Below are 18,820 nucleotides of genomic sequence, written 5' to 3'. Positions count from 1 at the left end.
GGGCGCCCCGACAGGGGCGCGGGGAACTGCGCGACCAGCCACAACGAACCCGCAGCCGACAACAACCCCACAGCCACCCAGGACCCGCAGTACTCCGCCAAACCGCCGGAGGCCTACGCAACGTCTTGCAGAACCTGCTCCCGCAACCGACTGCAACTCCGGCTGATCAGCCGGGAAACATGCATCTGCGAGATCCCGAGCTGCTCGGCGATCCGGCTCTGCGTCATGTCCGCGAAGAACCGCATGTACAGGATGGCCCGTTCACGCTCGGGCAACGCCTGAAGCCGCGGCTTGACCGCCTCACGGTCGATGACGATGTCCAGCGCCGGATCGGCTGAGCCGAGCGCGTCGCTCAGCGAGTATCCGTCCGCGCTGCCCGGGAGTTCGGCGTCGAGCGAGAGCGCCGTGAAGCTCTCCAGGGCCTCCAGACCGGCGCGTACGTCCTCTTCGCTCATCTGCGCGTGCTCGGCGATCTCGGCGAGCGTGGGCTGCCGGCCCTGGATGGTCTGGGAGAGGTCCTGACGGGCGAAGCGGACGCGGTTGCGCAGGTCCTGGACCCGGCGAGGCACGTGCAGGGTCCACATGTGGTCACGGAAGTGGCGCTTGACCTCACCCGTGATGGTCGGAACGGCGTAGCTCTCGAAGGCGTTGCCGAGTTCGGGGTCGTAGCGGTCGACGGCCTTGACGAGGCCCATGGCCGCGACCTGCCGCAGGTCGTCGGAGTTCTCGCCACGGTTCCGGAACCGGCCTGCCAGGCGGTTCGCCATGGGCAGCCAGGCCTCGATGATCTGCTCCCGGAGAGTGTCGTGCAGCCGGCCCGGAGGCAACGAAGCGAGCCTGCGGAAGTCCTCCGCGGTGTCCGGGGCGTCGTCATGGGGGTGCTTGGCGCTCGCGTGAGTTCGCATGGTGCGTGCAACTCCCTTGAGGGGTGCCTTGGGTGGACGGTCACCGTGGGAGCGCACCCCGAGCCGGACGGGCACACCCGTGGTGGGGGAAACTCCGCTCCCACGGACGTGCCTCCTGTCCGAAGCACTGTGCTTCGCCTGCCCCTCGCCCTGCCCTGCAAACGCGACTTGCCCGGCTCAATGGCTCAGTGGGCCGGTCGCTCTGCGGGCCGGTCGCTCAGTGGCTCAGCGTGGCGCCGTCGGTCGTGCCCGGCTGCTGGGCGGGCCGGGCCGGCGGAAGCAGCCAGTCCTCGTTCGGGAGCAGCCATTCCTCGTAGCGGCCGAGTGCCAGGACGACGCCGAGCATCAGGACCGGAATGATCACAGCGAGCACCGCCATGGTCCTGTCCTTCCCCAAAGGGATCACACTGGAGGGTGGAGACCGAGTCTCCTGCTCGCCGACGGACAAACCTCCTGCGCACAGGCCGATGCGATCCCGGTGCCCGTGCCACTGCAAACCCCCGGTGCAAACCGTCCGTGTCGATGTTCGTGAGACGGGTACGCGAGGGTCCACCCCGAACATCTGGAGGGACACATGGAGCGAGGCAGCAACCGCCTCAGCGTCCACCGGGACGAGGAGATGAAGCACGAACTGCAGGGCCTGCTGAGGTCCGGCCGTCCGACGCGGGTGGAGGAGTGGCACGATCCGGAGCCGATCGCCGACGACGATCCGCCGGTCGCCGGCGGGCCGGTGACACCGGGCTCGGACCGGGGCTCCGTGGCCTCCGTCCGCCTGGATCTGGCGCGCCACCTGGGGCGTACGTCGTTCCCCGCGGGTCCCCGTGAGCTGAGCGGCGTCCTGCGTGACCAGTACGCGCCGGACACGCTCGTCGAAGCGCTGGAACCGCTGCCCGGCGGCGCGCGCTACGCGAACGTGCAGGAACTGGCCGAGGCCGTCGTGCGCCCCACGGAGACGGGAGCCGAGGCGCCCGAAGAGCGCGCGCCGGACGCATAGCCGGCCGTCTCAGGGGTACTGCGGGCGACATCAGGCCGACGTAGCCGTACCCCTGAGACGGGGGACGCAGGAAAGGCCCAGAGGCATGGCTGTTTTCGTGAGGGAAGTCATGACGCCAGGCGTCGTCTCGGTCCGCCCGGACGCCTCGCTCGTCGAAGCCGCCCAGCTCATGCGGGCCCAGGACATCGGCGATGTCCTGGTGGCGGGCGATCACGCTCTCATCGGCGTCCTGACCGACCGAGACATCGCGCTGCGCGCGGTCGCGAACGGTGTCGACCCGCTGACGGTGAGCGCCCAGTCGGTGTGCACGCCCGATCCGGTCGTGGTGGGCCCCGACGACGGGGTGGCGGCGGCGGTCGCGCTGATGCGCGACCACGCCGTGCGCCGGCTCCCGGTCGTCGTGGAGGGCCGGGCGGTCGGCATGGTCAGCCTGGGCGACCTGGCCATCTCCGAGAACCCGGATTCGGCCCTCGCGGAGATCAGCCGCGCCACCCCGGACGGCCGCGGGGGCGTGGCCCGCGCGTAACGCGAACAGACACGCGGCCGGAGACGAAAGCAGGAGACAACAACAGCAGACAACAGCAGTGGACGAGAGCAAAACACGAGAGCACGGGCCGCGCGACAGACAGCGTGGCCGGAAGGGATGTGGAAGACCCATGCGCATCGCGTTCCTGATGGCGCCGGAGGGCGTCGAGCAGATCGAACTCACCGACCCCTGGCACGCCGTCCACGACGCGGGCGGCGAACCCGTGCTGCTGTCGACGAAGCCGGGGCAGATCCAGGCGTTCAACCATCTCGACAAGGCGGACGTGTTCCCGGTGCAGCAGGTCGTGGGCGATGCCTCGGCCGACTCCTTCGCCGGTCTGGTCCTGCCGGGCGGCGTGGCCAATCCGGACGCGCTGCGCATGGACGAACAGGCCGTGTCGTTCGTCCGGGACTTCTTCGAGCAGGGCCGTCCGGTCGCCGCGATCTGTCACGCCCCGTGGACGCTCATCGAGGCGGACGTGCTCCGCGGCCGCACACTCACCTCGTGGCCGAGCCTGCGTACGGACATCCGCAACGCGGGCGGCACGTGGGTCGACGAACAGGCGGTCGTCTGCGAGGCCGGCCCCGCGACCCTCGTCACCAGCCGCAACCCGGACGACCTCAAGGCATTCAGCGAGGCGTTCCTGCCGGAGTTCCTGAAGCACCGCTGACCACGGCCGTTCGGCAGGCCCGGCCAGGCCTCACCGGCTCGCGTCCGGATGCCTGTCCCGCGCCCCCGCCCGCGTCCGGCCCAGGGCGACCGGGCGGCGCGGGTTCCGGCGCAGATACTCGCCCTCCAGTTCCGCCATCCGGACGTTGTGCGTGCGCAGCGCGTCGTTCGAGCCGTGCAGCAACGTGTCATGGCGGGTCCGATGAATGGTCTCCAGCTCTTTCATCAGCTGCTGATCATCCAGGAGGCCCGGGTCGACTCCGGTCATGGCACTACCCCGATCGTCGTGTCTCCCTCCACACTACGAACACCCGGGGCACAACGCGCCCCAAAGGGGCGCGGGGAACTGCGCGACCAGCCCCATCGGCCCCGCAGACAACGAACGACCCCCCAGTTGCCTACCGAACCCGCTCAACCCGCCGCTCATCCCAGACCGGCTCCGCCGACTCCCGCACACGCCCGTCGCTCCCGAACACCAGATACCGATCGAACGACCGAGCGAACCAGCGGTCATGCGTGACCGCGAGAACCGTGCCCTGAAAGGCCTCCAGCCCCTCCTGAAGCGCCTCGGCCGACTCCAGGTCGAGGTTGTCCGTGGGCTCGTCCAGAAGCAGCGCCGTACAGCCCTCCAGCTCCAGGAGAAGGATCTGGAAGCGGGCCTGCTGCCCGCCGGAGAGCCGGTCGAAGCGCTGCTCGGCCTGGGCGGTCAGCTCGTAGCGCCGCAGCCGTGACGAGGCGGCACCGCGGTCCTGGGAGTGCTCGGACCACAGGATGTCGAGCAGGGTGCGCCCCTCCAGCTCGGGATGGGCGTGGGTCTGCGCGAAGTGGCCGGCCACGACACGCGCACCGAGCTTCCACTCCCCCGCGTGCGTGACGTCGCCGCCCGCGAGGAGTCGCAGGAAGTGCGACTTGCCTGAGCCGTTCGAGCCGAGCACGGCGACCCGCTCGCCGTAGAAGACCTCCAGGTCGAAGGGTTTCATCAGCCCGGTGAGTTCGAGCCCCTTGCAGGTCACGGCCCGAATGCCGGTGCGGCCGCCGTGCAGGCGCATGGTGATGTCCTGCTCGCGCGGCGGCTCCGGCGGCGGTCCCGCCTCCTCGAACTTGCGGAGCCTGGTCTGCGCGGCCTGGTAGCGGGAGGCCAGCTCATGGCTGATGGAGGCCGCCTGCCGCAGGTTGAGCACCAGCTTCTTCAGCTGCGCGTGCTTCTCGTCCCAGCGCCGCCGCAGCTCCTCGAAGCGCGCGAAGCGCTCCCGGCGTGCCTCGTGGTACGTGTCGAAGCCGCCGCCGTGCACCCAGGCGTCGGCGCCCGCGGGCCCGGGCTCGACGCTCACGATCTTCTCGGCGGAGCGGGCGAGCAGCTCCCGGTCGTGGGAGACGAACAGGACCGTCTTGCGGGTCTCCCGCAGCCGCTCCTCCAGCCAGCGCTTGCCGGGGACGTCGAGGTAGTTGTCCGGCTCGTCGAGCAGCAGCACCTCGTCGGTGCCGCGCAGCAGGGCCTCCAGGACGAGCCGCTTCTGCTCACCGCCGGAGAGCGTGCGCACCTCGCGGAACTGCGCCTTGTCGTACGGGATGCCGAGCGCGGCCGTGGTGCACATGTCCCAGAGGGTCTCGGCCTCGTACCCCTGGACCTCCGCCCAGTCGGAGAGCGCCTGCGCGTAACTCATCTGGGCGGCCTCGTCGTCGACGGTCATGATGAGGTGCTCGGCGCGGTCGACGGCCTGGGCGGCCTCCCGGATCCGCGGCTGGGCGACCGACACGAGCAGGTCCCGTACGGTCGACTCGTCCCGTACGGATCCCACGAACTGGCGCATCACGCCGAGCCCGCCGCTCACCGTGACGGTGCCGGCGTGCGGCTTCAGCTCGCCGGAGATCAGCCGCAGCAGTGTCGTCTTCCCGGCTCCGTTGGGCCCGACCAGCGCGACCGCGGCCCCTTCGCCCACCCGGAAGGACACATCGCCGAGCAGCGCCCTCCCGTCGGGAAGGTAGTACTCCAGGTGCGCGGCTTCCAGATGTCCCATGGTTGGGCATTGTCCGGGGTGCGCGGGGCGCGCGGCAAACGGGTTACCCGGCCGGCGGCCGCCTCCGCGCGCGGGCTCGGACCGGAGCGGCGGACCGGAGCGCCGGACGGAGGTCAGACAGGTCACACAACCAGTTCTCGTCGGACAGACATGCGCGGCAGAGCCCTGTCTGGGTACACGATGGTGCATGACCGCAGATCTGGACCTCACCGTCACCGGACCCGGCCACGCCCTGCGCGACCGGCTGCTGGCCCTCGACTGCCGCCTCTTCGAGGCCGTGGCGGCCCGGCACTGGCCGGGCGCCGACCCGCTGCTGCCGAAGCTGAGCCGCAGCGCGAACCACGGCCTGCTGTGGTTCGGCACGGCGGCGGCGCTCGCGGCGACGCGTTCGCCGCGGGCCCGTCGCGCGGCCGTCCGCGGTGTCGCCTCGCTGGCCCTGGCCTCGGCCACCATCAACACCCTCGGCAAACGCTCGGTGCGCCGCCCGCGCCCCCTGCTGGACGCGGTACCGATGGTCCGGCAGCTGAAGCGCCAGCCGATCACGACCTCGTTCCCGTCGGGGCACTCCGCGTCGGCGGCGGCCTTCGCGACGGGGGTCGCGCTGGAGTCCCGCCCCCTGGGCGCGGTGGTGGCCCCGGTGGCCGCCGCGGTGGCCCTGTCCCGTATCTACACGGGCGCGCACTTCCCGAGCGACGTGCTCGTCGGGGCGGCGTTCGGCGCGGGCGCCGCCTTCGCCGTACGCGGCCTGGTGCCGACCCGCGACCAGCTGCCCCCTCCCGGCCGACCGCGCGCGGACGCGCCCGCGCTGCCGGACGGGGACGGCCTGGTGATGGTGGTCAACAAGGCGGCCGGCAGCTCGGACCGTGTCCGCGCCCTCGGTGACGCCCTGCCGCGCGCCGAGCTCGTGGAGTGCGAACCGGCCGACCTGCAGGCCGAGTTGGAGAAGGCGGCGGCCCGCGCCGAGGTGCTGGGTGTCTGCGGCGGCGACGGCACGGTGAACGCGGCCGCCACGGTGGCCCTGCGCCACCGCCTCCCGCTGGCCGTGCTCCCCGGCGGCACGCTCAACCACTTCGCGCAGGACCTGGGCGTGGAGGACGTACGCGATCTGAGCCAGGCCCTGCGGGAAGGCGATGCCGTACGGGTCGACGTGGGCCTCTTCTCCGCCGACGGCACGGAGGGCTACTTCCTCAACACGTGCAGCCTCGGCGTCTATCCGGAGCTGGTGCGCGAGCGGGACCGCTGGTCGAAGCGGATCGGCGGCTGGCCTGCCGGAGTGGTCGCGACCCTGCGCGTGCTGCGCGCCGACCGGCACCCCCTCAAGGCCGAACTCGGCGGCAAGGAGCACCCGTTGTGGCTCCTGTTCGCCGGAAACGGCACGTACCACCGGATGGGTCCGGTGCCCGCCCGCCGCTACGACCTCGCGGACGGCCGCCTGGACGTACGGGTCGTGCACGGGGGCCGCTTCCCTGCCGTACGCCTCCTCGCCGCGGCCGTCGCCGGGCCGCTCACCCGCTCACCCGCGCACGCGGCGGTCCGCGTCGGCGCGCTCCGCGTGGAGGGCGTCGAGCCCGGCACCCTGCTGGCCTACGACGGCGAGGTCACCACGGTGGAGGGCGAGGTGACACTGCGGAAGCTGCCCGAGGCACTGACGGTGTACCGCCCGCTCCAGCAGCGACGCTGACCACACACGACCGAGTCCGCAGGGCCAGGTCCGCAGGGCCAAGTCCGCATGGCAAGACGCGGGTCTCATCATTCGACATGGCGGCGTACGGTGACGCGTATCGCTCGCGGAGCAGCTCCGCAGGCCCGGTCCGAGGGTTACGAGGGAATGGGGACGCCATGTCGAAGGAGACCGCCGTCTACACGCACGGCCACCACGAGTCCGTGCTGCGCTCGCACACCTGGCGCACGGCCCTCAACTCGGCGGCCTACCTCCTCCCCTCGCTGAAGCCGCACATGAGGATCCTGGACATCGGCTGCGGGCCCGGGACCATCACCGCCGACCTGGCGGAACTGGTCCCGGACGGGCACGTCACCGCCGTCGACCACGCGCCCGGCATTCTGGACCAGGCCCGGGCCACGGCGGCCGAACGGGGCCTGGAGAACGTGGAGTTCGCGGTCGCGGACGTCCACGCGCTGGAGTATCCGGACGACACCTTCTGCGCCGTCCACGCACACCAGGTGCTGCAGCACGTGGGCGACCCGGTGCAGGCGCTGCGCGAGATGTACCGGGTCACGAAGCCGGGCGGTTTCGTGGCCGTGCGCGACTCGGACTACGCGGCGATGACCTGGTACCCGCTGTCGCGGGGCATGGACGACTGGCTGGATCTCTACCGGCGTGTGGCCCGCGCGAACGGCGGTGAACCGGACGCCGGGCGGCGCCTGAAATCCTGGGCACTGACGGCCGGCTTCACCGACATCACGAGTTCGTCGAGCACTTGGTGCTACGCCACCGCCGAGGAGCGTGCCTGGTGGAGCGGCCTGTGGGCGGACCGTACGGTCGCCTCCGCGTACGCGGACCGCGCCACGGAGGGCGGTCACGCGACGGCGGAGCAGCTGGACGCGGTCTCGGAGGCGTGGCGGGAGTGGGGCCGGCAGGAGGACGCCTGGTTCTCCGTACTGCACGGGGAAATTCTCTGCCGGAAACCGGCCTGAATTCCTTGATCCGGGAAACCCGGCCAGTAGGAGGTAATAAACTATGGTTCCCATCCTGCTGGTACTGCTTCTGGCGCTCATCCTTTTCGGCGCCGGATTCGCGTTGAAGATTCTCTGGTGGATCGCACTGATAGTAATCGTGGTGTGGCTACTGGGATTCCTGGTGCGCGGCACGAGCGCGAGCGGTTCCAGGGGCCGCTGGTATCGCTGGTAGTTCTGCCGGGATTTCCGTATCCACCGGTGGTTCTACTCCCGGTTCCACTCCCTGGGAAGTAGCGGTCCGAGCGGCCCGAGGACCGGATTCAGGTCCTCGGGCCGCAACCCGTAGCGGTCGAGCTGGTCGAGCTGAGCTGGTCGACGAGAGCGGTCTCGCGGCGTTCCACGACGGTCACGAGTCCTCCCCGCTGAACGAGTAGGCCGCCCAGGGCCCGGTGAGTTCGACATGGAGTCCGGGAGAGTCGTCCTTCCTGCGGTCCACCAGTTCCACGAACGCCTCGGATTCCGAACGCGGCACCAGATAGGCGGCGTTCAGTACGTTCCGGCCGGACGCACGGGAGAGCGCCGCGTTCTGCGGCTCATGGATCCGGGAGTCCTCCGCGTACCCGGAAAGGAACTCGTGCAGCCGGCGCGCGAACTGCCCGGCCTGCTCCCGTTTCTCCTCTTCCGGGGATTCCACGTACACCTTCACTCCCCACTCGACCCGCCCGTCGAGCCGGTCGAGTGTCCGCAGGAAGGTCTCCTCGCGCTGTTCCATCATCGTGCGGACACCGCTGTCGTCCCGGAACACGGTCGCGAGCCGGAGCGGCAGCGGCGAGGTGACGACGGTGAGCGCGTCGATCACGTTCTGGTGCGCCCGCGTTGTCGCGCCGAGCCAGTCCGGGTCCTCCAGATGGGCCCGCAACGGCCCCTCCGCGAAGTCCTCCTCCGGCACATGGCCCACCACGGCGACGAGGCCGTGGTGGGTCAATTGCTTGGGCGGAACACCCGCGACACCCGTCAGCTGGGCCGACAGCGGTGTGCCGAAGGGGCGACAGACGGCGTAGACGTAGCGCAGACCACTCATCCCTGAGCTTCCTCCTCCGTGGGTTCGCGCTCGCGCGCGGGTGCGACCTCATGCACTTGTCCACGAGCGAGGTCCCCATGCACAACCAGGCCAACGACCGAGTCGGCCAACAGCCACGGCGAGCACCGGTTCAGTACTGGTGCCCCTCATGCCGCGGCAGGAGGGGACCGAGTGGGCCGAGGTCTAGGTTGAGGTCTTCGGGGCCCAGGCCGTAGCGCTCGCGGAGTTCGGTCATGCGGTCGTCGAGGATCATGAGCGTCATGCCGATGCGTTCTTCCTGTTCCTCGGTCAGGTTGTTCCTCTCGACTCGGCGGATGGCCTGCCGTTCCATGAGCTGTCGCAGCAACTCCACGACGGTGAGCACCAGTCGGACGAGGTCGCGTTCGACCGTGTCCTTGTCCAGGTCGAGGCGTCGGGCCGGGGACTGTCCGGAGTCAGGTGCGGGCGTTGCCTCAGGGAGCCGGCCGGGTGTCTGTTCACCGTGTGGTGTCACGGCAGGAATCCTTCCGTGGCTTCCTCGACCGAGGTGAGCAGGGCGCGCAGCGAGACCCGGACCAGTTCCACGTCGGCGATGCAGAGGCTGAGGTCTCCCGTGATGACGACGCCTCCGGCCAGGAGCCGGTCGAGGAGGTCGACGAGAGCGACCTCCGCGTGGGGCGGGACCGCGGCCGTCACGGCGTCGTCCGCGGGATCGCGAGGTCCGTCCGTTCGGCCTGTTCCGGCGGGGGCGAGGCGAAGGAGTACGGGGCCCAGGGTCCGGTGATCTCGAGTCGGACGCCGACCGTCCCGGCGGCGAGTGCCTCCACGTGGTCCTGGAAGCTCCGCGTGTGCTGTCGCGGGACAAGGTAGGCCGCGTTGACGACGTTCTCCCCCGGTTTCGCGGACAGGGCGGCCGGCTGGGGACGATGATGCCGAACGCCGGTGGCCAGGTTCGCTTCCGCGAGCGTACGGTCCACTCGTGCGCCGAGGTCCGCGGCGGCCCGGTGAGCCAGTTCGTGGCCGTCCCGGCTCGTGCGGCGGGCGCGCAGGTAGTCGCGCCCGGAGCGTGGCCGGTCCCCGGGGGGCGGGGTCGTGGCAGGCGGGTGGGCGTAGATCTTGACGCCCCATTCGTCGTGGCCCTCCAGCTGGTTCAAGGTGGTGCGGAAGTGGCCGGCGTCGGCGTGCAGGCGTCGTAGCAGGCTGTCGTCGTCGAGGTACACCGTGGCCAGCCGAAGCGGCAGCAGTGCCGTATGGGAGGCCAGTGCGGCGATCACCTGGTGATGGTCGCGGGCCAGGCGTTCCAGGTCGGTGATGTCGTCGAGCCGCTGTGCGACGGCCTCCTCGGTGAAGGCGTCGGCGGGTACGTCGCTGACGACCGCGGCCGTGTCGGTGCCGCGCAGGATCCGTACCGGCAGACCGTCGACGCCGCACAGTTCTCGGGCGGCCCGCTCGACCGCCTCGTTCCGCAGCAGTACTGCGTACGCGTAGACCGCGTCGGTGTGGTCTGCCGGGGGCGGGGTTTCGGGCTCACTGATCATCGGGTTCCTTCAACCGGGCGTTGAGCGACTGGAGTTCGGCGCGAAGGCGTGCGTTCTCGGCGGCGAGTTCCGCCGGGCGGGCGGGGTCGGGTGGCGGGGCGGGACGGACCGCCCGCGAGGACAGCGTCGGGTCGTGCTCCCACCAGTCGATGCCCATCTCGCGCGCGGTGTCGACGGAGACGATGAGCAACCGCAGCTTGATGGTGAGGAGTTCGATGTCGAGCAGGTTGATCTTGATGTCTCCTGCGATCACGACCCCTTTGTCGAGGACGCGTTCCAGGATGTCGGCCAGATTGCCCGCGCCGCCCGGCTGGGGCGACAGGGCATTTGGGCGCCGCGCGAGGGCGTCGGTCACTGGGAGCCTTCCTGTAGTACGGGACCGTCGGGGCCTGCCGGATCCTCGCCGCTGCCGGCCGTGATCTCTTCCAGACGATCCAGGAGTTCGTCCTCCCGAAGGCCGAACTCCTCCTCGGTGATACGGCCGGCCAGCAGATCGGCCTCCAGTTCGGCCAGTTCACGGTGGATGGGGGCCGGGTCGGCGTACTGCCGTTCCGCCTCCTGCACCACCTGTTCCAGCACCCAGCCGACCCCGCGCAGCGGGGCCAGCGGCAGGCCGAGCAAGCCACTCAGCAGACCCATACGGCGCCCTCCTTCCGGTCGGGAGGTGGTGGTGGGGCACGGTGCGGTGCCATGGTCACGCGGTCAGACGAAGCTGTAGGGCGGAAGAGGGCCGGTCACCCGGAGTTCCAGACCGTGTCCGAGGCTCTCGGCGACCTGGCCCACGGACGCGGCGAACGCGTCGGCCTGCCCGCGTTCGATCAGCAGGCTCAGGTTCAGGAAGACCTCGCCCGTCGGGTCACCCGCGGCGATGCGGTGAGCCAGCGGCTCCAGCCGGCGGGCGATGTCCTCGGCGTGCCGCGCCTGTAGCGCCTCGACCCCGGCGGCGACGACCGTGCCGAGGGCCACCTGGTCGTCGTGCGTACCGGTGCCGTCCCGTGTAAGGGCGCTCAGACGTCGGGCCTCGGCACTGTCCCGCAGGACATCGCGCAGGGCGGTGTCCTCGTCCTGCAGCGCCTTGACGTTGAACTCGACGCGGTCCTCGACCTCCCGGAGCCGATCGGTGAACAGCGACTCCTGGTCCGCGAGCGCGCGACGCACAGCGCCGTCGTCCGGAGCAAGGGTGCCGAAGCGCAGAGGCAACACGGCACCCGCGGCACCGAGCATCAGCAGCACTCTCTGATGGGCGATCAGATCTCTTCGCTTGGCGCGTAGTTGAGCCGGCGCCTCGCTGACGACGGCGGCCACGCGGGCGGCGCGCACCGCCCTCAAGGGCGCGGGCGAAGCCCCGATTCCGGTGGCACCGTCGACCGGCAGCGGATGGTCCGCGTCCGTGACCGCATAGAGGTAGAGCGGCATCCTCAGGCCCCCTCGCCCTGCTGCCCCTTGCCGCGCCGGGTCTTGTCGCGTGCGGCGGTGGGTGCCTTCTCTTGGCCGGTCGCGGCCGAACCCGAGGCGTCGGCCGCTTCCTGCGCGGTGGGCTCCGTCACCTGCTCCACGCCACCGACATCGTCGGCGCCGGGTACCACGGGATCCGTCACCGGGGCGGCGGTACCGGCCACTGGAGCCGCGGTACCGGCCACCGGGACGACAGCACTCACCCCGGCCGTCGTCGTCGGGACGACGGCCCCCACCACAGTGTCGGCCGTCCGGCCGACTGTGCCGACCACTCCACCGACGGCAGGCGCCACACCGCCAACCAGTCCACCGACGGTCGGGGTGACGGCGCCGACGACGCCACCGACCGTCTGTCCGACCGCCCCGAGTGCCTGCCCCACCGTCTGTCCCAGGTTCCCGACCTGTCCGACCGTCTGTCCGAGGTTCCCGACCTGCCCGACCGTCTGTCCGAGGTTCCCGACGACCGGGACCACAGCACCGGTCCCGGGCGGGCCGGCGGTGACGGGCGGCCCCTGCGTGACGACGGCGCCGGGAGCGGGAACCGCCGCGACGCCCGGCGAGACAGCGACCTGGCCTCCCGGCGCCACGGCAGTGGGCAGGACCGGTGCGAACACCGTGGGCGCCGGAGTCACCACGGGAGTACCGCGGTTCTCCAGGTCGAGGCGATTGGTCGCCGCTGCGAAGCGCAGATAGGTGTCGACACTGGCGATGACGATGCGGATGTCGACGCGCAGGATCTCGATGCCGATCACCGAGACCCGGATGAAGACATCGATCACGAGTCCGCGGTCAAGGATCAGGTCGAGGATGTCATAAAGGCCTCCGTCGGTCTTCTGGGCGCGGGGGGCGGCGGTCTGGGCGAGCACGGTCATCGGTGAGGTCCCCTCTCAGAGGTGGGGCGAGTGCGTGCGTGCGGGGCAGTCGTCGGCGCTGAGCTTCCGTGCGGTCGGCGTGCGGCAACCGGGCCGAGGACCCGGTCCGGCGCAACGGGGCCGGGGGGCAAGGACGTCGCGGACATGAACACTGCGACAGCGGGCGGGGCGGTCGCGCACAGGGGACCGCGTCGCGCGGAGAAAGCCGACGGACCGGCGTCGCGGTCACTGCGCGGGCCGCCTCGCACGCGCTCACTGCCGGTCGACCTGGCCTCGGGTGTAGCGGCGGCTGCGGGCGTAGCCGAGAAGCAGGCCGTCGGCGTCGAGCCTCACCTGGTAGACGGCAAGGACACTGGTGGAGTCGGGGATTCGCTCCAGCTCCACAACCTCGACATCGACCTGCCAGCCCGTCCCGTCGCGGCTGATGGCCGAGACCGACTCCGGTGTACGGCCCAGAAGTTCGGCAAGTTGGGTGCGCGCGTTGCGCATCGCGCCCACGGCATCCCCGACCACCGGGGTCCCATCGGCGGGTGGCGCCGGCGCCGAGGGCGGCGCGGGATCGGGTAAGTCGCTCGTGCTCATAGTTCGTCCGGTCCGTCCGACTGGAAAGTACGTCCGACAAGGTCACGACGTGCCGGCAAGCCTTTCGCGCGCCCACCGAGCGGCACGACCGACATGCTCCGACTCACCAAGCGTCATGCACATGATCTCAACACATCTTGACCACGCGATACCCACACCTTCGACATACTAAGCACACGAATTTTCGCGACCCCACCCGTCACACACGGGACACCCGCACCCACAGCAGATGAAACCGCAGGCCAACTGGACGCACCCGTCATGGAGTTCGGCACGGAGTGCCGGTGATCAGCCGCGCAGCGCGTTCAGCCGGCGCCGGGCGGGTCCGAGCGCGCGCCCTCTGCGGAGCAGCCCCGCCCAGGGGTTGGTGCGGGCCTGGTCGACGGCGTCCGCGATGGTCCAGCGGCGGGGGCCGAGTCCGGGGTCGTCGAGCTGTTCCCAGGTGAGAGGTGTGGCGACCGGGGCGCCCGGCTTGGCGCGGACGGTGAAGGGGACGACGGAGGTCTGGGCGTAGGCGTTGCGCTGGATGTCCAGGTAGAGGCGGTCGCCGCGGTCCTTCTTGCGGGCGGCCGTGGTGAGCCGCTCGGGGTGTGCCTCGGTGAGGGTGTCGGCGACCGCCTTGGCGAACTCCCGTACCTCGTCGAAGTCGTGCCGTCCGTCGAGCGGTACGACGACGTGCAGTCCGCGGGAGCCGGTGGTCATCAGGGCGGACGGCAGCCGGAGTTCGCCGAGCAGCTCGCCGACCAGCCGGGCGGCCTCACGCACCGGCTCGAAGTCGTCGCCGGAGGGGTCGAGGTCGAAGACCAGCCGGTCGGGACGGTCGACCCGGCCGTCCCGCGAGACCCGCGACAGCCATCGGTGCAGGGTCAGACATGCCTGGTCGGCGAGGTACACGAGGGTCGCGGTGTCGTCGCACACGGGGTGGACGACGGTGCCGCCCTCCTTGGACACCTCGACCCGCCTGACCCAGTCCGGGTCGTGGTCCTGGACGTTCTTCTGCATGAACCGGGGCCCGCCGAGCCCGTCCGGGTACCGCTCCAGCATCAGCGGCCGTCCCCGCAGGTGCGGCAGCATGTACGGGGCGACCTCCCGGTAGTACGCGACCAGGTCGGCCTTCGTGTACTCCTTCGCCGGCCCGTCACCGGGGAACAGCACCTTGTCGGGCCGGTGGACCTCGACGGTCCGCCGTCCGGCCCGTACGGACCGTGTGCCGGCCATGGTCACTCCTTCCGGACGCCCGTGTCCCGTACGGACCGGGCGGGACACGTCACCGCATGTTCCGGGCGGCCCGGGTCATCGCACGATCGCGTTCTCCACCAGCAGCTTGGCCGCGGCCGCGATGGACTCGGCGTCGATACCGGCGGCGTGCAGCTGCTCCTCGGGCGAGGCCGAGCCGGGCATGGTGCGTACCGCGAGCCGGACCAGCCGGGGTGTGGGGCGTCCGTCGAGGAAGGCGTCGAGGACCGCGTCGCCGAGGCCGCCCTCCTCGTGGTGGTCCTCGACGGTCAGCAGGCAGCCGGTGTGCTCGGCGGCCTCGCGCAGGGCCCGACGGTCGACGGGCTTGACCGAGTACAGGTCGATGACCTGCACGGAGATGCCGTCGGCGGCCAGCGCGTCCGCGGCCTTCAGCGCCTCGTGCACGGTCACTCCGGCGGCGACGACGGTGAGCCGGTCCTGTGGGGAGACCCGCAGCACCTTGCTGCCGCCGACCGGGAACTCCTCGTTCGGGCCGTACAGGACCGGCATCCCGCCGCGCGAGGTGCGCAGATAGCGGACGCCCTCGCAGCCCGCCATCTCGGCGACGAGCTTGGCGGTCTGGTTGGCGTCGCACGGGTAGAGCACGGTCGAACCGTGCACCGCCCGGAACATCGCCAGGTCCTCAAGACCCATCTGGGAGGGCCCGTCCTGCCCGATGGCGACACCCGCGTGGGAGCCGACGAGGTTGATGCCGGCCCCGCTGACGGACGCCATCCGGACGAAGTCGTACGCACGTGTGAGGAAGGCGGCGAAGGTCGACACGTACGGCACCCAGCCGCGTGCGGCGAGCCCCACGGCGGCCGCGACCAGCTGCTGTTCGGCGATGTAGCACTCGAAGAACCGGTCGGGGTGCTCCTTCGCGAAGAACTCGGCGCGGGTCGAGTCGCTCACCTCGCCGTCGAGGGCGACGACGTCTCCGCGGGCGGTGCCGAGCGCGGCGAGCGCCTGCCCGTAGGCGTCGCGGGTGGCGACCTCGTCGCCGGTCTCGTAGCGCGGCAGTTCCAGGTGCCCGGCGCGTACGGCGTGGAGCATGCGGGCGGCGGGCGGCTGCCGGACGTCGACGCGCAGGTCGCGCACCCCGCCGAGTTCCCCGATCGCCTCGTCGGCGTCGGGCAGCGGCTTGCCGTGCAGGCCCTCGCGGTCCTGGACGGATGCGACGCCCTTGCCCTTGAGGGTGCGGGCGATGATCGCGGTCGGCTGCCCGACGGTGGAGGCCGCCTCGCCGTACGCGCGGTCGACCGCGTCCACGTCGTGGCCGTCGACCTCGATGGTGTGCCAGCCGAAGGCCCGGAAGCGGCGGGCGTACGCGTCGAGGTCGTGGCCGTGCCGGGTGGGGCCGCGCTGGCCGAGCCGGTTGACGTCCACGATCGCGACGAGGTTGTCGAGGTGCTCGTATCCGGCGTGCTCGGCCGCCTCCCACACGGAGCCCTCGGCCATCTCGCTGTCGCCGCACAGCACCCACACCCGGTAGCCGACCCGGTCGAGCCGCTTGCCGGACAGCGCGATGCCCACGCCGACGGGCAGGCCCTGCCCGAGCGATCCGGTGGCCGTCTCGACCCACGGCAGCCGGCGCGGGGTCGGGTGCCCTTCGAGTCGGCTGCCGAGCCTGCGGAACGTCATCAGCTCGGTGTCGTTGATCGCCCCGGCCGCCTTGTACGCGGCGTACAGCAGCGGTGAGGCGTGTCCCTTGGACAGGATGAGGCGGTCGTTGCCGGGGTGGGCGGGGCGTTCGAAGTCGTAGCGCAGATGGTTGGCGAACAGGACCGCCAGCAGGTCGGCGGCGGACATCGACGAGGTGGGATGCCCGGACCCCGCCGCGGCGGCGGCCCGCACACTGTCCACGCGCAACTGCTGCCCCAGTTCGGTGAGCTGACGGGTTTTCATGACTCTCCTTCGGCAGGGCGTACGGGGCCGGGGGCGGCGGGCTCGTCGGGATCGAGGCCCACGGATTCGGCAGGGCCACGCGAGGCCGGGCTGCCCGGGGCCGCACCTGCCGGACGGGCGGAACCACCGCCCGCCGGGCCACCGGCCGCCGGACCCGCGGGACGGCCGGGAGCCGGAGCGCGGGGGGCGTCGGGATCCCGGGCCGCGAGAGCGTCGGGCTCCGGGACCGGGCGGTTGCCCGGGTCACGCACCGCGGAGGCCTTGGCCCTGGGCACCCGGACCGCACCTGACCCACCGGGGCCACCGGCCCCGGAGTCCGCCGGGCTCCCGTCCCCGCCCGCGGCGGCCGCCCGCTTCTCCGGGCCGCCCGCCACCCGCGCCAGCTCCGGCGAGGCGGACTCCAGGGGTACCGACCAGGAGCGGACCAGGCCCAACTGGACACCCTGGCGCGGGAGTACGGCGTCCAGGAGCCAGTCTGCGGCGACCCGGACTCGGTTGCCGGGCATCGCGGCGAGGTGGTAGCCGCGGGCGACGACTCCGGCGAGCGGCCCGGACAGCGGGATGCCGAGCGGGTTGGCGGCGGCCTTCACCCCGCCGAGGTCGACGACGAAGCCCAGGTCGCGGTGCCGGTAGACACGCCGGGTGCCGACACCGAACGAGGCGGCGACGTTGTGGCCCGCGACCTTGCCGTGCCGCCAGGCGTGCTGCGCGGTCATTGCCGTGTACTCCCCGGGCTTCTCCAGATCGGGCACGGCGGCCGCGTCACCGCAGGCGAACACCTGGGGGTGGCCCGGCACCTGGAGGTACGGGTCGACGAGCAGCCGGCCGCGCTCCATCGGCCGCCCGACCCCCGCCACCAGTGGGTCGGGCCGCACGCCCACGCACCACACCAGGGTCCGCGTGTCGACGAACTCCCCGTCGCTCAGCCGCACTCCGGTCGAGGTGGCCTCCTCGACGGACGTTCCGGTGCGCACGTCGACACCGCGTTCGCGCAGCACCCGGTCGGCGGTGCTCGACAGCCGTTCGTCGAGTTCGGGCAGCACACGCGGGGCGATGTCGAGCAGCAGCCACCGCGGCCGCATCCCCTCCCTGAGCGGCTGTTTGCGCACCAGCTGATCGGTGAACAGCTGTCCCTGCGCGGCGACTTCGGTGCCGGTGTATCCCGCGCCGACCACCACGAAGGTGCAGCGGGAGGCACAGTTCTTGAAGTCGTCCGTGGCGGCGGCGAGTTCGATCTGCCGGGTCACGTGGTCACGCAGGTACAGCGCCTCGGGCAGTCCCCGGAAGCCGTGCGCGTGCTCGGCGACACCGGGCACGGGCAGCAGTTTGTTGACGCTGCCGACGGCCAGGACGAGCCGGTCGTACGACAGGGTGCCGCCGTCGCCCTCGGGGTCGGTGTAGTGCACGGTCCGCGCTTCGAGGTCGATGCCGTCGGCCTCGCCCAGCACCAGCCGTACGTGCGGCAGGGTGCCCGTCAGCGAGACGGTGACGCGGCGCGGCTCCAGGACACCGGCGGCGACCTGGGGCAGCAGGGGAAGGTAGAGAAAGTAGTCCGTGGGGTTCAGCAGGACGATGTCGGCCTTGTTCCGGGTCAGCCGGGACAGCGTGCGCGCCGTCTCGTACCCGGCGAATCCTGCTCCGACGATCACGACACGAGGTCGGCTCATGGGGCGCCTCCGGCGGAGTCATCCTTCGGGGCCTTCCGCGTCCCCCCGGCCGGGACACCCAAACGTCGCTTTCCCCGCGCGAGGGCGTTTCGCGCCGGGCGCCGGGCACACCGGAAAATCCGGCGGGACCCGTTCGGGCTCGGTTCCGGCCGTGCGGATCCGCGGACGGTGTCTCCTCCCCCGATTGTCCGGGGCGCGGCCCCTCACCGCATCCCACGCGACGAAGACGCACCGGTTCGGCACGCCTCCATGGGTTCACCGGGCCGGGTGACGCGGTCCCCCGGGATCCGTCGCACCCGGCAACTGGGTCGTGCCCGCACTGGAGGGGCCGGGCGCCCCGCTCACGCCGCCGGGGGGCCGACGCGGGTGGAACCGGCGGGGCGGAGGACCCGGCGAGCCCACCGGGCGGCGTTCCGGGAGCCGTACTGCCGGCGACCCTCGCCGCCTGCTCCTCGGCGGCCTGTCCGGCAGCGGACTGTCCCGCAGCAGCCTGCCCCTCGGCGGACTGCGTCGGCACGGGCCGGGATGCCGTCGGCCTCGCCGCGTCGCGCAGCGCGTAGGCCGCGGCTCCGGACGCGGCGTACAGCGAGGCCGTACGGCGCTGCCTGCGGGTCCGCTCCCGCAGTTCCTCGCGCACGGCGTCGCGGGCCGCCCGTGCCAGTTCGTCGACCAGGCGTTTGTCCAGACGTTCGGTGTGTTCGGTGTGATCGGTGTGTTCGATGCGGTCCGTGGCGGCCGGGTACCCCTACCCCTTCG

The 18,820-nt window shown here is 71.6% G+C and carries 21 protein-coding genes and 1 pseudogene; 6 read left to right on the top strand and 16 right to left on the bottom strand.

Translation table 11 applies throughout. The annotated features are described in order from the left end of the window. Positions 1-113: 113 nt before the first annotated feature. Together ACFWXQ_RS25435 and ACFWXQ_RS25430 are read right to left on the bottom strand one after the other, a co-directional pair. Positions 114-905, bottom strand: coding sequence for an RNA polymerase sigma factor SigF (locus ACFWXQ_RS25435; RefSeq protein ID WP_383951381.1), 792 nt, complete (start codon positions 903-905; stop codon positions 114-116). Between the two features lie 217 nt (positions 906-1,122). Beyond that, on the bottom strand, positions 1,123-1,284 hold the full coding sequence (locus ACFWXQ_RS25430; protein WP_383951378.1) for a hypothetical protein: 162 nt from the start codon (positions 1,282-1,284) through the stop codon (positions 1,123-1,125). A gap of 195 nt (positions 1,285-1,479) precedes the next feature. On the opposite strand from ACFWXQ_RS25430, the gene ACFWXQ_RS25425 reads away from it, so the two are divergent. From ACFWXQ_RS25425 to ACFWXQ_RS25415, 3 genes are all read left to right on the top strand, one after another. After that, positions 1,480-1,899, top strand: a complete 420-nt coding sequence (locus ACFWXQ_RS25425) for a DUF2795 domain-containing protein (RefSeq protein WP_383951376.1) — start codon at positions 1,480-1,482, stop codon at positions 1,897-1,899. 85 nt (positions 1,900-1,984) lie between these two features. Next, positions 1,985-2,425: a CBS domain-containing protein gene (locus tag ACFWXQ_RS25420; protein ID WP_384088265.1), complete on the top strand. Its 441-nt coding sequence runs from the start codon at positions 1,985-1,987 to the stop codon at positions 2,423-2,425. Positions 2,426-2,555: 130 nt separating this feature from the next. After that, entirely contained in the window at positions 2,556-3,095 is a 540-nt protein-coding gene (locus tag ACFWXQ_RS25415) for a type 1 glutamine amidotransferase domain-containing protein (RefSeq protein WP_383951370.1), read from the top strand. A 30-nt stretch (positions 3,096-3,125) separates the two neighbouring features. Here the strand turns inward: ACFWXQ_RS25415 and ACFWXQ_RS25410 are convergent, their stop codons facing one another. After that, entirely contained in the window at positions 3,126-3,362 is a 237-nt protein-coding gene (locus ACFWXQ_RS25410; protein ID WP_200394963.1) for a DUF6158 family protein, read from the bottom strand. Between the two features lie 130 nt (positions 3,363-3,492). After that, on the bottom strand, positions 3,493-5,112 hold the full coding sequence (locus ACFWXQ_RS25405) for an ABC-F family ATP-binding cassette domain-containing protein (protein WP_383951367.1): 1,620 nt from the start codon (positions 5,110-5,112) through the stop codon (positions 3,493-3,495). A 187-nt stretch (positions 5,113-5,299) separates the two neighbouring features. Here ACFWXQ_RS25405 and ACFWXQ_RS25400 point away from each other — a divergent pair, with 187 nt between their 5' ends. The 3 genes from ACFWXQ_RS25400 to ACFWXQ_RS25390 all read left to right on the top strand — a co-directional run bounded on the left by ACFWXQ_RS25400 (position 5,300) and on the right by ACFWXQ_RS25390 (position 7,981). Next, positions 5,300-6,793 (top strand): bifunctional phosphatase PAP2/diacylglycerol kinase family protein, encoded by a 1,494-nt coding sequence (locus ACFWXQ_RS25400; protein WP_383951364.1) that lies wholly within the window; start codon positions 5,300-5,302, stop codon positions 6,791-6,793. 158 nt (positions 6,794-6,951) lie between these two features. Continuing rightward, a complete protein-coding gene (locus tag ACFWXQ_RS25395) occupies positions 6,952-7,767 on the top strand; it encodes a class I SAM-dependent methyltransferase (protein WP_383951361.1) in 816 nt (271 codons plus the stop codon). A 43-nt stretch (positions 7,768-7,810) separates the two neighbouring features. Next, entirely contained in the window at positions 7,811-7,981 is a 171-nt protein-coding gene (locus tag ACFWXQ_RS25390; RefSeq protein ID WP_055615376.1) for a hypothetical protein, read from the top strand. Positions 7,982-8,155: 174 nt separating this feature from the next. On the opposite strand, the gene ACFWXQ_RS25385 is transcribed toward ACFWXQ_RS25390, so the two are convergent. The 12 genes and pseudogenes from ACFWXQ_RS25385 to ACFWXQ_RS25330 all read right to left on the bottom strand — a co-directional run bounded on the left by ACFWXQ_RS25385 (position 8,156) and on the right by ACFWXQ_RS25330 (position 18,064). Next, on the bottom strand, positions 8,156-8,830 hold the full coding sequence (locus ACFWXQ_RS25385) for a GvpL/GvpF family gas vesicle protein (protein WP_383951358.1): 675 nt from the start codon (positions 8,828-8,830) through the stop codon (positions 8,156-8,158). Positions 8,831-8,960: 130 nt separating this feature from the next. Then, positions 8,961-9,233 carry a gas vesicle protein K gene (locus ACFWXQ_RS25380; protein WP_383951388.1) on the bottom strand — a complete coding sequence of 91 codons (273 nt, stop codon included), beginning with the start codon at positions 9,231-9,233 and terminating at the stop codon, positions 8,961-8,963. Positions 9,234-9,319: 86 nt separating this feature from the next. After that, positions 9,320-9,505: a gas vesicle protein gene (locus ACFWXQ_RS25375; protein WP_383951356.1), complete on the bottom strand. Its 186-nt coding sequence runs from the start codon at positions 9,503-9,505 to the stop codon at positions 9,320-9,322. Then, positions 9,502-10,347, bottom strand: coding sequence for a GvpL/GvpF family gas vesicle protein (locus tag ACFWXQ_RS25370; RefSeq protein WP_383951354.1), 846 nt, complete (start codon positions 10,345-10,347; stop codon positions 9,502-9,504). The genes ACFWXQ_RS25375 and ACFWXQ_RS25370 overlap by 4 nt, the downstream gene beginning before the upstream one ends. Further along, positions 10,337-10,702, bottom strand: coding sequence for a gas vesicle protein (locus tag ACFWXQ_RS25365; protein WP_383951351.1), 366 nt, complete (start codon positions 10,700-10,702; stop codon positions 10,337-10,339). The genes ACFWXQ_RS25370 and ACFWXQ_RS25365 overlap by 11 nt, the downstream gene beginning before the upstream one ends. Further along, positions 10,699-10,986 carry a gas vesicle protein GvpG gene (locus ACFWXQ_RS25360; protein ID WP_383951348.1) on the bottom strand — a complete coding sequence of 96 codons (288 nt, stop codon included), beginning with the start codon at positions 10,984-10,986 and terminating at the stop codon, positions 10,699-10,701. The genes ACFWXQ_RS25365 and ACFWXQ_RS25360 overlap by 4 nt, the downstream gene beginning before the upstream one ends. A 63-nt stretch (positions 10,987-11,049) precedes the next feature. Then, positions 11,050-11,763 (bottom strand): GvpL/GvpF family gas vesicle protein, encoded by a 714-nt coding sequence (locus tag ACFWXQ_RS25355; RefSeq protein WP_383951345.1) that lies wholly within the window; start codon positions 11,761-11,763, stop codon positions 11,050-11,052. A 686-nt stretch (positions 11,764-12,449) separates the two neighbouring features. Continuing rightward, positions 12,450-12,674 (bottom strand): annotated as a pseudogene (gvpJ, locus tag ACFWXQ_RS25350) (gas vesicle protein GvpJ); the annotation flags it as partial. A 252-nt stretch (positions 12,675-12,926) separates the two neighbouring features. Beyond that, the gene (locus ACFWXQ_RS25345) at positions 12,927-13,256 is read right to left on the bottom strand and encodes a gas vesicle protein (protein ID WP_383951342.1); all 330 of its coding nucleotides are present in this window, start codon (positions 13,254-13,256) and stop codon (positions 12,927-12,929) included. Between the two features lie 288 nt (positions 13,257-13,544). Further along, on the bottom strand, positions 13,545-14,474 hold the full coding sequence (ligD, locus tag ACFWXQ_RS25340; protein WP_383951340.1) for a non-homologous end-joining DNA ligase: 930 nt from the start codon (positions 14,472-14,474) through the stop codon (positions 13,545-13,547). Positions 14,475-14,549: 75 nt separating this feature from the next. Next, positions 14,550-16,397 (bottom strand): transketolase, encoded by a 1,848-nt coding sequence (locus ACFWXQ_RS25335; RefSeq protein ID WP_383951337.1) that lies wholly within the window; start codon positions 16,395-16,397, stop codon positions 14,550-14,552. Beyond that, positions 16,394-18,064 (bottom strand): FAD-dependent oxidoreductase, encoded by a 1,671-nt coding sequence (locus ACFWXQ_RS25330; RefSeq protein WP_386269222.1) that lies wholly within the window; start codon positions 18,062-18,064, stop codon positions 16,394-16,396. Before ACFWXQ_RS25330 ends, ACFWXQ_RS25335 begins: the two co-directional genes overlap by 4 nt. Positions 18,065-18,820: the final 756 nt, after the last annotated feature.

It is taken from the genome of Streptomyces sp. NPDC058697, from assembly GCF_042715345.1.
GTDB classification, from domain to species: Bacteria; Actinomycetota; Actinomycetes; order Streptomycetales; family Streptomycetaceae; genus Streptomyces; species Streptomyces liliifuscus.
The sequence above is the reverse complement of the archived record's forward strand: the minus strand, read 5'-3'. Positions and strand labels throughout refer to the sequence as shown.

Excerpts from the sequence above, each read along its gene's own strand:
- ACFWXQ_RS25435 (WP_383951381.1), bottom strand. The coding sequence starts at position 905 with ATGCGAACTCACGCGAGCGCCAAGCACCCCCATGACGACGCCCCGGAC.
- ACFWXQ_RS25430 (WP_383951378.1), bottom strand. The coding sequence starts at position 1,284 with ATGGCGGTGCTCGCTGTGATCATTCCGGTCCTGATGCTCGGCGTCGTC.
- ACFWXQ_RS25425 (WP_383951376.1), top strand. The coding sequence starts at position 1,480 with ATGGAGCGAGGCAGCAACCGCCTCAGCGTCCACCGGGACGAGGAGATG.
- ACFWXQ_RS25420 (WP_384088265.1), top strand. The coding sequence starts at position 1,985 with ATGGCTGTTTTCGTGAGGGAAGTCATGACGCCAGGCGTCGTCTCGGTC.
- ACFWXQ_RS25415 (WP_383951370.1), top strand. The coding sequence starts at position 2,556 with ATGCGCATCGCGTTCCTGATGGCGCCGGAGGGCGTCGAGCAGATCGAA.
- ACFWXQ_RS25410 (WP_200394963.1), bottom strand. The coding sequence starts at position 3,362 with ATGACCGGAGTCGACCCGGGCCTCCTGGATGATCAGCAGCTGATGAAA.
- ACFWXQ_RS25405 (WP_383951367.1), bottom strand. The coding sequence starts at position 5,112 with ATGGGACATCTGGAAGCCGCGCACCTGGAGTACTACCTTCCCGACGGG.
- ACFWXQ_RS25400 (WP_383951364.1), top strand. The coding sequence starts at position 5,300 with ATGACCGCAGATCTGGACCTCACCGTCACCGGACCCGGCCACGCCCTG.
- ACFWXQ_RS25395 (WP_383951361.1), top strand. The coding sequence starts at position 6,952 with ATGTCGAAGGAGACCGCCGTCTACACGCACGGCCACCACGAGTCCGTG.
- ACFWXQ_RS25390 (WP_055615376.1), top strand. The coding sequence starts at position 7,811 with ATGGTTCCCATCCTGCTGGTACTGCTTCTGGCGCTCATCCTTTTCGGC.
- ACFWXQ_RS25385 (WP_383951358.1), bottom strand. The coding sequence starts at position 8,830 with ATGAGTGGTCTGCGCTACGTCTACGCCGTCTGTCGCCCCTTCGGCACA.
- ACFWXQ_RS25370 (WP_383951354.1), bottom strand. The coding sequence starts at position 10,347 with ATGATCAGTGAGCCCGAAACCCCGCCCCCGGCAGACCACACCGACGCG.
- ACFWXQ_RS25360 (WP_383951348.1), bottom strand. The coding sequence starts at position 10,986 with ATGGGTCTGCTGAGTGGCTTGCTCGGCCTGCCGCTGGCCCCGCTGCGC.
- ACFWXQ_RS25355 (WP_383951345.1), bottom strand. The coding sequence starts at position 11,763 with ATGCCGCTCTACCTCTATGCGGTCACGGACGCGGACCATCCGCTGCCG.
- ACFWXQ_RS25345 (WP_383951342.1), bottom strand. The coding sequence starts at position 13,256 with ATGAGCACGAGCGACTTACCCGATCCCGCGCCGCCCTCGGCGCCGGCG.
- ligD (WP_383951340.1), bottom strand. The coding sequence starts at position 14,474 with ATGGCCGGCACACGGTCCGTACGGGCCGGACGGCGGACCGTCGAGGTC.
- ACFWXQ_RS25335 (WP_383951337.1), bottom strand. The coding sequence starts at position 16,397 with ATGAAAACCCGTCAGCTCACCGAACTGGGGCAGCAGTTGCGCGTGGAC.
- ACFWXQ_RS25330 (WP_386269222.1), bottom strand. The coding sequence starts at position 18,064 with ATGAGCCGACCTCGTGTCGTGATCGTCGGAGCAGGATTCGCCGGGTAC.